This window comes from Bradyrhizobium sp. I71, from assembly GCF_022354745.1.
In the GTDB taxonomy this organism is placed as follows: Bacteria; Pseudomonadota; Alphaproteobacteria; order Rhizobiales; family Xanthobacteraceae; genus Bradyrhizobium; species Bradyrhizobium liaoningense.
On record NZ_CP059398.1, the window covers coordinates 946,832 to 959,353 of the forward strand.

At 66.7% G+C, this 12,522-nt stretch carries 9 protein-coding genes and 1 riboswitch; of the genes, 6 read left to right on the forward strand and 3 right to left on the reverse strand.

Annotated elements, in window-relative coordinates:
• Window positions 1–67: 67 nt before the first annotated feature.
• Window positions 68–1,276 (reverse strand): TrmJ/YjtD family RNA methyltransferase, encoded by a 1,209-nt coding sequence (locus FJV43_RS04775; protein ID WP_239625010.1) that lies wholly within the window; start codon window positions 1,274–1,276, stop codon window positions 68–70.
• 334 nt (window positions 1,277–1,610) lie between these two features.
• Here FJV43_RS04775 and FJV43_RS04780 point away from each other — a divergent pair, with 334 nt between their 5' ends.
• The 3 genes from FJV43_RS04780 to FJV43_RS04790 all read left to right on the forward strand — a co-directional run bounded on the left by FJV43_RS04780 (window position 1,611) and on the right by FJV43_RS04790 (window position 3,710).
• Window positions 1,611–2,825, forward strand: a complete 1,215-nt coding sequence (locus tag FJV43_RS04780; RefSeq protein WP_239625011.1) for an NADP-dependent isocitrate dehydrogenase — start codon at window positions 1,611–1,613, stop codon at window positions 2,823–2,825.
• Window positions 2,826–2,919: 94 nt separating this feature from the next.
• On the forward strand, window positions 2,920–3,420 hold the full coding sequence (locus tag FJV43_RS04785; RefSeq protein ID WP_239625012.1) for a DUF3455 domain-containing protein: 501 nt from the start codon (window positions 2,920–2,922) through the stop codon (window positions 3,418–3,420).
• A gap of 5 nt (window positions 3,421–3,425) precedes the next feature.
• Entirely contained in the window at window positions 3,426–3,710 is a 285-nt protein-coding gene (locus FJV43_RS04790; protein ID WP_239625013.1) for a DUF3303 family protein, read from the forward strand.
• Window positions 3,711–3,713: 3 nt separating this feature from the next.
• Here the strand turns inward: FJV43_RS04790 and FJV43_RS04795 are convergent, their stop codons facing one another.
• Both FJV43_RS04795 and alaS read right to left on the reverse strand, forming a co-directional pair.
• Window positions 3,714–4,943, reverse strand: a complete 1,230-nt coding sequence (locus FJV43_RS04795; protein WP_239625014.1) for a cyclic nucleotide-gated ion channel — start codon at window positions 4,941–4,943, stop codon at window positions 3,714–3,716.
• A 6-nt stretch (window positions 4,944–4,949) separates the two neighbouring features.
• Complete coding sequence (gene alaS, locus FJV43_RS04800; protein ID WP_239625015.1) at window positions 4,950–7,628, reverse strand: alanine--tRNA ligase; 2,679 nt, start codon at window positions 7,626–7,628, stop codon at window positions 4,950–4,952.
• A 223-nt stretch (window positions 7,629–7,851) separates the two neighbouring features.
• Window positions 7,852–7,940, forward strand: a riboswitch (glycine riboswitch).
• 146 nt (window positions 7,941–8,086) lie between these two features.
• Here alaS and gcvT point away from each other — a divergent pair.
• From gcvT to gcvP, 3 genes are read left to right on the forward strand one after another with little or no spacing between them, the layout of a single operon-like run.
• Window positions 8,087–9,235 carry a glycine cleavage system aminomethyltransferase GcvT gene (gene gcvT, locus FJV43_RS04805; RefSeq protein ID WP_239625016.1) on the forward strand — a complete coding sequence of 383 codons (1,149 nt, stop codon included), beginning with the start codon at window positions 8,087–8,089 and terminating at the stop codon, window positions 9,233–9,235.
• Between the two features lie 10 nt (window positions 9,236–9,245).
• A complete protein-coding gene (gene gcvH, locus FJV43_RS04810) occupies window positions 9,246–9,614 on the forward strand; it encodes a glycine cleavage system protein GcvH (protein WP_061882977.1) in 369 nt (122 codons plus the stop codon).
• Between the two features lie 17 nt (window positions 9,615–9,631).
• Window positions 9,632–12,499, forward strand: a complete 2,868-nt coding sequence (gene gcvP, locus FJV43_RS04815) for an aminomethyl-transferring glycine dehydrogenase (protein ID WP_239625017.1) — start codon at window positions 9,632–9,634, stop codon at window positions 12,497–12,499.
• Window positions 12,500–12,522 lie beyond the last annotated feature (23 nt).

The following is a 12,522-nucleotide window of genomic DNA, read 5'->3' on the forward strand; positions in this document are numbered from 1 at the left end:
AGTTGACGCATATTCGTGGGACTTAGTCGTGGGACTTAGTGGTGTACGACGCGCCTTGAGCCTGCTGCTACGGAGCGCTCGATCGTTCGGCCATCATCCCCGCAAGCCGCACCAGCTCCGCCTCCAGATCGCGCTCGACGTCTGCCGCCCGCATGTCCATCACCCGATAGTCCCGCGCCTCCAGCCAGGTCCGCCGGCCCGCGCGATCTGCCGCAATCGCCTCGCCCTCGCCCGGGTTCACCAGCTCGATCGCGATCCGGTGCGGGAACGAGACGAAATCCGGGATGTGGCGGCCGACCGGGGTCTGGCGCTTGAACTGGCCGGCGAAGCGGCGGTCGCGCGTCAGCGCCTGCCACAGCAGGCGCTCGGCATCGGTTGGATTGCGGCGAAGCAGCCGGGCGAGGCCGCGCACGGTCGAGCCGCTGTCGGAGACGCCGCCACCCTGCCCATGCTCGGCCAGCAGCGCGCGCAGGCGCGTGGCCTGCTCGCCGTCGAGCACGCCGCCCTTGGCCGGGCCCTTGCGTCCCTCGGCGATCGCCATCACCACGCCATGCAGGGTGTGCATGTCCTGCTTGGTCGGCTCCATCCGGGCGAAGATGTTGCGCAGGTTCACCAGCATGGTGTCGCGCTTCTCGGCCGGGCGCAGGAATTCGACCTTGTCGAGCTCGCGCACGAGGTTGTCGAAGAAGGCCTGCATCTGGTGCTGGGAGGCGCGCTCGGAGCGCTCCGGCATGGCGTGGGGCAGCGCGCCCGAGGTTGCCAGCTTGAACCATTCATAGCCGACCAGCAGCACGGCCTGGGCGAGGTTGAGCGAGGCAAAGCCCGGATTGACCGGGAAGGTGATGATCCGGTTGGAAAGGCCGACCTCCTCGTTGGTCAGGCCCCAGCGCTCGCGGCCGAACAGGATGCCGCACCTGCCGCCGGTCGCGACGTGCCCGGCGATCTCGCTGGCTGCGGCTTCCGGCCCGACCACGGGCTTGGCCTGGTCGTGGGGGCGCGCCGTGGTGGCGAACAAAAGATCGAGGTCGGCGACCGCCTGCTCCACCGTGTCGAACAATTCGACCTTTTCCAGGATGTGGTCGGCGCCGGCCGCGGCGCGCTGGGCAGCGATGTTGGGCCAGCCGTCCCTGGGGTTGACGATGCGAAGCCGGCCGAGCGCAAAGTTGCCCATGGCGCGCGCGGCCATGCCGATGTTCTCGCCGAGCTGCGGCTCGACCAGGATCACGATGGGACCGTCGAGGGATAGACCCGCCTTGCTCTTGTCAGTCCCCGACATCTCGCTTCGCTTTCACACTATCTCTCAAGGCCTTGGCCAGGCGCTCTCAGGAATTGATTCAAGCCGCGCCTTCCGGCCGGCCCCGCCCGCCTGTCGTTTGCCTGTCCTGACGAAATTCTCAAGGGAAATAACGGGTTGGATTCGACTTTTGAATCTCGCTGGGAACGCGAGCCCGGGCCCGGCCGAGGCCCGGCCGGCCGCCCCCATCTGCGGAAGCTTGATGAGCTAAAAGTGCATAATCCCTTGGCTTTCGCCCGCCGCGCGGCGATGCTAAGAGGCGGCGGATATTCCCGTGGCGCACCACAAGCGCCGTTCCCAAGAGGCTTCCCCGATCATGGCAAAAATCAAGGTATCCAATCCCGTCGTCGAGCTCGATGGCGACGAGATGACCCGGATCATCTGGCAGTACATCAAGGACAAGCTGATCACCCCGTTCCTGGATGTCGAGCTGCTCTATTTCGACCTGGGGATGGAATACCGCGACCACACCAACGATCAGGTCACCATCGACGCCGCCGAGGCGATCAAGAAGGTCGGCGTCGGCGTGAAGTGCGCCACCATCACCCCGGATGAAGCCCGGGTGAAGGAGTTCAACCTCAAGCAGATGTGGAAGTCGCCGAACGGCACCATCCGCAACATCCTCGGCGGCGTGATCTTCCGCGAGCCGATCATCTGCAAGAACGTGCCGCGCCTGGTTCCCGGCTGGACCAAGCCGATCATCATCGGCCGTCACGCCTATGGCGACCAGTACCGCGCCACCGACATCAAGTTCCCGGGCAAGGGCACCCTGTCGATGAAGTTCGTCGGCGAGGACGGCACCGTGATCGAGAAGGAAGTGTTCAAGGCGCCCGGCGCCGGCGTCGCCATGGAGATGTACAATCTCGACGACTCCATCATCGACTTCGCCCGCGCCTCGCTCAATTACGGCCTGCTCCGTAATTACCCGGTGTACCTGTCGACCAAGAACACGATCCTCAAGGTCTATGACGGCCGCTTCAAGGACATCTTCCAGGACATCTTCGACCGCGAGTTCAAGAAGGAGTTCGACGCCAAGGGCCTGACCTACGAGCACCGCCTGATCGACGACATGGTGGCCTCGGCGCTGAAATGGTCCGGCGGCTATGTCTGGGCCTGCAAGAACTACGACGGCGACGTGCAGTCCGACACCGTCGCGCAGGGCTACGGCTCGCTCGGCCTGATGACCTCGGTGCTGCTCACGCCCGACGGCAAGACGGTGGAAGCCGAAGCCGCCCACGGCACGGTGACCCGGCACTACCGCGAGCACCAGAAGGGCAAGGAGACCTCGACCAACTCGATCGCCTCGATCTTCGCCTGGACCCGTGGCCTCGCCCACCGCGCCAAGCTCGACAACAATGCCGAGCTGGCGAAGTTCGCCAACACGCTGGAGAAGGTCTGCGTCGACACCGTCGAGGCCGGCTACATGACCAAGGACCTCGCACTCCTGGTCGGCGCCGACCAGCGCTGGCTCTCGACCACCGGCTTCCTCGACAAGGTTGCCGAGAACCTGACGAAAGAGCTGGCGGCCTAGCCGCCATCCGCAATTTCGCCCGACTGGGCCAGACATCATCACGGGCCGCGCGTCAAGCGCGGCCCGTTTCTTTTTGGCTCTTGCGGAGACCACCATGTTCATCAAGCTTGCTGCCCCCACAACACTGCTCGCGGCCCTGCTCGCACCGGCGGGGGCCGCGGAGCCGATGCCCGAGGCCATCGCCGCACCTGGCGAGAGCGTGGTGCTCAGCGTCCACGCCGAGGGCGCGCAGGTCTATGAGTGCAAGGCGGGCACGGACGGCAAGCTGACCTGGGCCTTCCGCGAGCCGATCGCGACTCTCCTGTCGGAGGGCAAGACGATCGGCCGACACTATGCCGGGCCGAACTGGGAGCACGCCGACGGCAGCGCCGTGGTCGGCAAGGCCGTTGCCAACGCGCCGGGCGCAACCGCCGCCGATATCGCCTGGCTGAAGCTGGAGGTCGCCTCCCGCCGCGGCAACGGTGTCCTGACGCCGGTCACCACGGTCCAGCGCATCAACACCCATGGCGGCAAGCTCGACGGCGCATGCCAGAAGGCCGGCGAGTTCAAGAGCGCGCCCTACTCGGCCGACTACGTCTTTCTGAAGAAGGGCTGAGACCAATGCTCTTCATGGTGATCGAACGCTTCAGGGATCGCGACCCGATTCCGGTCTACCGGCGCGTGCGCGACGAGGGCGTCAAGTTTCCGGAAGGCCTCAAATATGTCGGCAGCTGGATCGAGCCGAATTTCGATCGCTGCTTCCAGCTGATGGAATGCGACGATGCCCGCCTGCTGCAGGAATGGGTTTTGAACTGCCAGGGCTTCGGCATGACCTTCGAGATCGTGCCCGTGGTACCCAGCAAGGAGACGCGAGAGGTCGTCGCGCCATTCCTCGACGGGACGTGACGGCTACCCAGCAGGGCCCGCTTCCTTTTCCGCCTGCGCCAGCTCGGCGAGCGCGAGATCGCCGGTGTCGGCGAGCCTTGCCTTGGCGGTGGTATGGACGTGGTCGGCGAGCGTCGGCATGCGCTCGATCAGTGCGTGAAAATCCTGGGCGTCGAGCACGAGCAGCCGGGACTTGCGGGTCGCCGTCACCGTGCCGCTGCGCTTTGTTTTGTGCAGCAGCGCGATCTCGCCGAAGAAGGTACCGTCGGCGAGCCGCACATGCTGGCTCGGCAGCGCGATCTCGACCTCGCCGGCGGTGATGAAATACATCGACGAGGCGACATCGCCCCGCCGCACCAGGATCTCGCCCTGCTCGATGGTGCGCGCGCGCAGCAGCCGCATGATGTCGGCGATCTCCGCGGCCGACAGATGCGAGAACAGCGGCACCCGCGCCAGCATGCCCCAGGTGACGACGAAATCGCGCCGCTTCACCTCTTCCGCGAACGCGGTCGAGATGATCGCGACCGGCAGCGCGATCATGGCGAAGCCGGCGATGATGGCGAAGGTGGAGACGAACTTGCCGAGCGGCGTCACCGGCACGACGTCGCCATAGCCGACCGTGCCGAGCGTGACGATCGCCCACCACATCGCCTGCGGAATGGTGCCGAGCTTGTCCGGCTGCACGTCGCGCTCGATGGCGTAGAGCAGCGAGGCGAAGGTCAGCACCGCGCCGATCAGGATGACGATGCAGCCGACCAGCGCCCGCCGCTCGGCATGCACGGCCGCGAGCAGCGAGCGCATCGCCGGCGAATAGCGGATCAGCTTGAAGAACGGCAGCACGCCGAGCGCGGCCAGCGTCGCATGCCCGCCGGTGGCGAGCACGATTGCCGCCGGCAGGAACGCCATGAGATCGATGATGCCGAGCGCGGAGAATGCGTAGCCGAGCCGGTCGGCCAGCGCGGAGCCCTTGCGCTGGGTGTGCCCCGCCACCGTCCACAGCCGCGCCGCATATTCCAGCGCGAACACGATCACGGACAGGACGGTGATGCCTGCGAACAGCGTGCCGAACTGCGCATCGAACTCCGGCACCGAGGCGAGGATCATCGCGGCCACATTGAGCACGATGACCCCAATGATCAGCTGGATGAAGCGCGACCCGACCGAATAGGCCAGCGGATCGTGCTCCAGCAAATCGTACAGGCGATCCCGAAATTCGGGATCGCGAAGCCCACGTCCGCGCGGAACGGGGGCCATGGCGACTTAAGCGCCCGCCATCGCTTTTTCGATCGCGGTGAGCGCGGCCGCCGCCTTGGCGCCGTCGGGGCCGCCGGCCTGGGCCATGTCGGGCCGGCCGCCGCCGCCCTTGCCGCCGAGCGCCTCGGAGGCGATGCGCACGAGGTTCACGGCGTTGAAGCGCGCGGTGAGGTCCTGCGTGACGCCGACGACCACACCGGCCTTGCCGTCCTCGGTGACGCCGACGATGGCGACGACGCCGGAGCCGATCTGCTTCTTGCCGTCGTCGGCGAGGCTCTTGAGATCCTTCATCTCGATGCCTTCCACCGCGCGCGCCATCAGCTTGACGTCGCCGACCTCGCGCACGCTTGAGGCTGCGCCGTTGCCGGCGGAGGCGCCGCCGCCCATCGCGAGCTTCTTGCGGGCGTCGGAGAGCTCGCGCTCGAGCTTCTTGCGCTCCTCCATCAGCGCGGCAATGCGGGCCGGCACGTCGTCGAGGGAGGTGCGCAGCTCGTTCGCCGCGGTCTTCGCCAGCGCCATGGTGTCGTTGGCGTGCCTGCGCGCGTAATTGCCGGTCAGCGCCTCGATGCGGCGCACGCCGGATGCGACCGCGCTCTCGCCCGTCAGCGTGATCAGGCCGATATCGCCGGTGCGCTTGACGTGGGTGCCGCCGCAGAGCTCGACCGACCAGCCGAGCGCGTTGGCGCCGCGCTCGCGCGCGGTCCTGCCCATCGAGACGACGCGGACCTCGTCACCGTATTTCTCGCCGAACAGCGCGCGTGCACCGGCCTCGCGGGCCTCGTCCACGCCCATGATCCGCGTGGTGACCTCGTCGTTCTCCAGCACCACGTCGTTGGCGATGTCCTCGACGCGGGCGAGCTCCTCCGCCGTGATTGGCTTCGGATGCACGAAGTCGAAACGCAGGCGGTCGGGTGCGACCATCGAGCCGCGCTGGGCGATGTGGTCGCCGAGCACCTGGCGCAGCGCCTCGTGGATGAGATGCGTCGCCGAGTGATGGGCGCGGATCGAGGAGCGCCGCGAATGATCGACCTCGAGCTGCAGCGCGGTGCCGAGCCTGATTTCGCCGCTCTCGACCGTGCCGATGTGAACGAAGAAATCGCCGAGCTTCTTCTGCGTGTCGGTGACGCGGAACTTGACGCCGCCCTCACCCGTCAGCACGCCGGTGTCGCCGACCTGGCCGCCGGACTCCGCATAGAACGGCGTCTGGTTGAGCACGATCGCGCCCGTCTCGCCGGCCTTGAGGCTGGCAACTTCGTGGCCGTCCTTGACCAGCGCGGACACTACGCCTTCGGCGCTCTCGGTCTCGTAGCCCAGGAATTCGGTCGCACCCAGCTTCTCGCGCAGCGGGAACCAGATCGCCTCGGAAGCCGCCTCGCCCGAGCCCTTCCAGGACTCGCGCGCCTTCACCTTCTGGCGCTCCATCGCATCCGTGAACGCCGCCTGGTCGACGCCGATGCCGCGCGACTTCAACGCGTCCTGCGTCAGGTCCAGCGGGAAGCCGTAGGTGTCGTAGAGCGTGAAGGCGACGTCGCCGTCGAACATGTCGCCCTTCTTCAGGCCGGCCGACTTCTCGTCGAGGATGGCAAGGCCGCGCGACAGCGTCTTGCGGAAGCGGGTCTCTTCCAGCCGCAGCGTTTCCTCGATCAGATTCTCCGCGCGCATCAGGTCGGGATAGGCCTGGCCCATCTCGCGCACCAGCGCCCAGACCAGCCGGTGCATCAGCGGCTCCTTGGCGCCCAGCAGCTGCGCATGGCGCATGGCACGGCGCATGATCCGGCGCAGCACGTAGCCGCGGCCCTCGTTCGAGGGCAGCACGCCGTCGGCGACGAGGAACGCGGAGGAGCGCAGATGGTCGGCGATGACGCGGAACGAGGCCACGGTCTGCTCGCTCGGCCCGGTGCCGAGCGCGGACGCCGTCGCATCGATCAGGTTCTTGAACAGGTCGGTCTCGAACACGCTCTCGACGCCCTGGAGGATGCAGGCCATCCGCTCCAGGCCCATGCCGGTGTCGATCGAGGGACGCGGCAGCGGCTGGCGCTCCTCCTTCGTCACCTGCTCGAACTGCATGAACACGAGATTCCAGAATTCGAGGAAGCGGTCGCCGTCCTCCTCCGGCGAGCCCGGAGGCCCGCCCCAGATGTGCTCGCCGCGGTCGATGAAGATCTCCGAGCACGGGCCGCACGGGCCGGTGTCGCCCATCGCCCAGAAATTGTCCGAGGTCGGGATGCGGATGATGCGGTCTTCGGAGAAGCCGGCGATCTTCTTCCACAGGCCCGCCGCCTCGTCGTCGGTGTGATAGACCGTGACGAGCAGCTTGTCCTTCTTCAGCCCGAACTCGGTGGTGATCAGCTTCCAGGCAAGCTCGATCGCGCGCTCCTTGAAATAGTCGCCGAACGAGAAATTGCCGAGCATCTCGAAGAAGGTGAGATGGCGCGCGGTGTAGCCGACATTGTCGAGGTCGTTGTGCTTGCCGCCGGCGCGCACGCATTTCTGCGAGGTGGTGGCGCGCTGATAGGGCCGCTTCTCCACGCCGGTGAAGACGTTCTTGAACTGCACCATGCCGGCATTGGTGAACATCAACGTGGGGTCGTTGCGCGGCACCAATGGCGAGGACGGCACGATCTCGTGGCCGTTCTCGGCAAAGAAGTTCAGAAAGGTCGACCTGATCTCGTTGACGCCGCTCATGTTCATCCAATCGGGTGTGCTTGGACCCGCTTCCTGCCATCCAAACCAGAGGTTAGGGCTGATATCTGCGGGCCAAAGCGCTTTTAGACAAGGCCTGCTTCAGTGTCCAGAAACTGTGCAAGGAGATCAGAGGGTTGCCGCAGGCGCGCAATCCCGGTTGAAAAGGCGAAACCGCCGCGTTGACAGGCTTGGCCGGCCTGTGGTCTGTAACCATCTATATCGTACGGCCACGTCGGGAGAGACCGGCTTTACTGCCGGCGCCGAAGGAGCAACCGCCCCGGAAACTCTCAGGCAAAAGGACCGCGTGGCTTTGACAGCATCTGGAAAGAGGCGCCGACGGGCCTAAGAACCCGGGTGGCGTCCGCCGACGGGATAATACTCTCAGGCACAGCGACAGATGGGGCTTCGACAGGTTGGCCCGGGGAATTGTCCCCGGGGAACCGCCGAGGACCCCTGTGATGCCAGTACCCGACGACCAGAAATCTCTCCGACATACGCCCCTCCACGCCCTGCATGTGTCCCTCGGCGGCAAGATGGTGCCGTTCGCCGGCTATGACATGCCCGTGCAGTACCCTGCGGGCGTGCTGAAGGAGCACCTCCATACGCGCGCCGCGGCCGGGCTGTTCGACGTCTCCCATATGGGCCAGCTCGCGCTCCGGCCGAAGTCGGGCAAGGTCGAGGACGCCGCCCGTGCGCTGGAACGGCTGGTGCCGCAGGACATCGCGGCGATCGCGCCCAACCGGCAGCGCTACGCCCAGTTCACCAATGCGGACGGCGGCATCCTCGACGATCTCATGGTCGCCAATTTCGGCGATCACCTGTTCCTGGTCGTCAACGCCGCCTGCAAGGACGCGGACGAGGCGCATCTTCGCGCGCACCTCGCGGACGACTGCGTCATCGATTCTCTTGCCGACCGCGCGCTGATCGCGCTGCAGGGCCCGAAGGCGGAAGCGGCGCTGGCGAAATTGTGTGCAGAGGCGCCGTCCATGACATTCATGGATGCCGGCCCGCATGAGGTCGCCGGCATCAAATGCTTCGTCTCGCGCTCCGGCTATACCGGCGAGGACGGCTTCGAAATCTCCGTTCCCGCTGCGGACGCCGAGCGCCTGACCAGGACGCTGCTCGAAAACCCGGACGTGCTGCCAATCGGCCTCGGCGCCCGCGACAGCCTGCGGCTCGAAGCCGGGCTTTGCCTGTACGGCCACGACATCGACACCGCGACAACGCCGGTCGAGGCCGCGCTGGAATGGTCGGTGCAGAAGAGCCGCCGCAGCGGCGGGATTCGCGCTGGCGGCTTTCCCGGCGCCGAGAAAATCCTCGCCCATTTCGACAACGGCGCGTCCCGCCGCCGCGTCGGCCTGCGTGCCGAGGGCCGCGCGCCGGTGCGCGAGGGCGCGCCGCTGTTTGCGGATCCGGCCGCAGGCGAGCCGATCGGCAAGGTCACCTCGGGCGGTTTCGGCCCGAGCCTGAATGCGCCGGTCGCGATGGGCTATGTGCCCACGAATCTGAGCGCGCTCGGCACGAAACTCTTCGCCGAGGTGCGCGGCCAGCGCCTGCCGCTCGCAGTCGCCGCCATGCCCTTCGTGAAAAACACCTACAAACGCTGAGGACAAGACAATGACCACGACGCTGTACACCTCCGACCATGAATGGCTCGCGATCGACGGCGACGTCGCCACCGTCGGCATCACCGATTACGCTCAGCAGCAGCTCGGCGACGTCGTGTTCGTCGAATTGCCCAAGGTCGGCCGGAGCTTGAAGAAGGCCGAGGCCGCCGCCGTCGTGGAATCGGTGAAGGCCGCCTCCGACGTCTACGCGCCTGTTACGGGCGAAGTGCTCGAGGCCAACGAGGCGCTCGCCGCCGAGCCGGCGCTGGTGAACTCGGATGCGCAGGGCGCGGCCTGGTTCTTCAAGATCAAGATGGCAGACAAGAGCGAGCTCGGCAGCCTCATGGATGAAGCCGCCTACAAGGCCCATACGGCTTAACGAGGATGGAGCAAGCGATGACCGCGCACCGCAAATCCAACGGCGACACCGCCGCCTCTTTCGTCCGCCGCCACATCGGCCCCTCGGCGCGCGACGTCACCGCAATGCTCGAGGCCGTCGGCGCGAAAAGCGTCGACGCGCTGATGGCGGAGACGCTGCCGGCGTCGATCCGGCAGGCCGCCCCGCTCGATCTCGGCAAGCCGCTCAGCGAAACCGAGGCGATCGCGCATATGGGCGAGCTCGCAGCCCAGAACCAGGTCTTCACCTCGCTGATCGGCCAAGGCTATTCCGGCACGATCCTGCCCGCCGTCATCCAGCGCAACATCCTGGAGAATCCGGCCTGGTACACGGCCTATACGCCCTACCAGCCCGAGATCAGCCAGGGCCGACTGGAGGCGCTGTTCAACTTCCAGACCATGATCTGCGACCTCACCGGGCTCGACGTCGCCAACGCCTCGCTGCTCGACGAGGCCACCGCCGCCGCCGAAGCCATGGCGCTCGCGGAGCGGCACTCGCAGGTCAAGGCGAAGGCTTTCTTCGTCGACAAGGACGTGCATCCGCAGACGCTGGCCGTGATGCGGACCCGCGCCGAGCCGCTGGGCTGGACCCTGATCGTCGGCGATCCCCTCACCGATCTCGACAAGGCGGACGTGCTTGGCGCGCTGCTGCAATATCCGGGCTCCTCGGGCGCATTGCGCGACCTCAGGCCCGCGATATCAGCGCTGAAGGCCAAGGGCGCGCTCGCGATTCTCGCCGCCGATCTCTTGGCGCTGACGCTGATCGCCTCGCCCGGCGAGCTCGGGGCCGATATCGCCATCGGCTCGGCGCAGCGTTTTGGCGTGCCGATGGGCTATGGCGGACCGCATGCGGCCTATATGGCGGTGCGCGATGCGCTGAAGCGCTCGCTGCCCGGCCGCATCGTCGGCCTCTCCGTGGATTCCCGCGGCATGCCGGCCTACCGCCTCGCGCTGCAGACGCGCGAGCAGCACATCCGCCGCGAGAAGGCGACCTCCAACATCTGCACCGCGCAGGTGCTGCTCGCCGTGATCGCCTCGATGTATGCGGTCTATCACGGCCCCGAGGGGCTCTCGCAGATCGCGCGCAACGTCCACCGCCGCACCGCCGTGCTCGCGAGCGGCCTGCGCAAGCTCGGCTTTGCGCCGCAGTCCGAGAACTTCTTCGACACGCTCAGCGTCGATGCCGGCGCCAGGCGCGCCGAGATCGTCGCGCGTGCCGCGGCCGAACAGATCAATCTCGGCATCGGTGACACCGCACTGCGCATCGCGCTCGACGAGACCACGACGCCTGCGACGGTGGAAGCGGTCTGGCGCGCCTTCGGCGGCACCTTCGCTTATGCCGAGATCGACGCCGGGACGCGCGAGGCGCTGCCGGAGACGCTGAAGCGCACCACCCCGTTCCTCACTCATCCGGTCTTCCACGCGCATCGCTCGGAGACCGAGATGCTGCGCTACATGCGCAAGCTCAGCGATCGCGATCTCGCGCTCGACCGCGCCATGATCCCGCTCGGCTCCTGCACCATGAAGCTGAACGCGACCACCGAGATGATGCCGCTGACCTGGCCGGAGTTTGCGACGCTGCACCCGTTCGTGCCGCGCGAGCAGGCCGCCGGCTACCACGCGCTGTTCGCGCGGCTGGAAAAGTGGCTGTGCGACATCACCGGCTATGACGCGATCTCGCTGCAGCCGAATTCGGGCGCGCAGGGCGAATATGCCGGGCTGCTCGCGATCCGCGGCTATCACGCCGCGCGCGGACAGAGCCACCGCAAGATCTGCCTGATCCCCTCCTCCGCCCACGGCACCAACCCGGCTTCGGCCGCGATGGCCGGCATGGACGTGGTGGTGGTCGCCTGCGAGAAGAACGGCGACGTCGACGTCAATGATCTCCGCGCCAAGGCAGAGAAGCATTCGAACGACCTCGCCGCAGTCATGATCACCTATCCCTCGACGCATGGCGTGTTCGAGGAGCACATCCGCGAGATCTGCGACATCGTCCACGCCCATGGCGGCCAGGTGTATCTCGACGGCGCCAATCTCAACGCCCAGGTCGGCCTGAGCAGACCGGGCGATTACGGCGCCGATGTCAGCCATCTCAACCTGCACAAGACCTTCTGCATCCCGCATGGCGGCGGCGGTCCCGGCATGGGCCCGATCGGCGTCAAGGCGCATCTTGCGTCGTTCCTGCCGGGTCATCCGGCAACGAATGCCGAAGCACCGGTCGGCCCGGTCTCGGCCGCGCCGTTCGGCTCGGCCTCGATCCTGACCATCTCCTACATCTACATCCTGATGATGGGCGGCGAAGGATTGAAGCGCGCGACCGAGATCGCGATCCTCAACGCCAACTACATCGCAGCGCGTCTCGATGCGCACTTCCCGGTGCTCTACAGGAACGAGAAGGGCCGCGTCGCGCATGAATGCATCGTCGACCCGCGGCCGCTGAAGACGACCTCAGGCGTCACCGTCGACGACATCGCCAAACGGCTGATCGACTACGGCTTCCACGCGCCCACCATGAGCTTCCCGGTGCCGGGCACGCTGATGATCGAGCCGACCGAGTCGGAATCGAAGGCGGAGCTGGATCGTTTTTGCGACGCCATGATTGCGATCCGCAAGGAGATCGCCGAGGTCGAGGCCGGCCGCTTCAAGATCGAAGCCTCGCCCTTGCGTCACGCTCCGCATACCGTGCACGACATCGCCGATGACGATTGGAATCGCGCCTACACCCGCAGCGAAGGCTGCTTCCCCGACGGCGTCTCGCGCACCGACAAGTATTGGTGCCCCGTGGGCCGCGTCGACAACGTCTACGGCGACCGCAATCTGGTGTGCTCGTGCCCGCCGGTGAGCGATTACGCGCAAGCCGCGGAGTAGGATTTGTAGGGTGGGTCAGCGGG

Excerpts from the sequence above, each read along its gene's own strand:
- gcvT (WP_239625016.1), top strand. The coding sequence starts at position 8,087 with ATGCCAGTACCCGACGACCAGAAATCTCTCCGACATACGCCCCTCCAC.
- FJV43_RS04775 (WP_239625010.1), bottom strand. The coding sequence starts at position 1,276 with ATGTCGGGGACTGACAAGAGCAAGGCGGGTCTATCCCTCGACGGTCCC.
- alaS (WP_239625015.1), bottom strand. The coding sequence starts at position 7,628 with ATGAGCGGCGTCAACGAGATCAGGTCGACCTTTCTGAACTTCTTTGCC.
- FJV43_RS04795 (WP_239625014.1), bottom strand. The coding sequence starts at position 4,943 with ATGGCCCCCGTTCCGCGCGGACGTGGGCTTCGCGATCCCGAATTTCGG.
- gcvH (WP_061882977.1), top strand. The coding sequence starts at position 9,246 with ATGACCACGACGCTGTACACCTCCGACCATGAATGGCTCGCGATCGAC.
- FJV43_RS04780 (WP_239625011.1), top strand. The coding sequence starts at position 1,611 with ATGGCAAAAATCAAGGTATCCAATCCCGTCGTCGAGCTCGATGGCGAC.
- FJV43_RS04790 (WP_239625013.1), top strand. The coding sequence starts at position 3,426 with ATGCTCTTCATGGTGATCGAACGCTTCAGGGATCGCGACCCGATTCCG.
- gcvP (WP_239625017.1), top strand. The coding sequence starts at position 9,632 with ATGACCGCGCACCGCAAATCCAACGGCGACACCGCCGCCTCTTTCGTC.
- FJV43_RS04785 (WP_239625012.1), top strand. The coding sequence starts at position 2,920 with ATGTTCATCAAGCTTGCTGCCCCCACAACACTGCTCGCGGCCCTGCTC.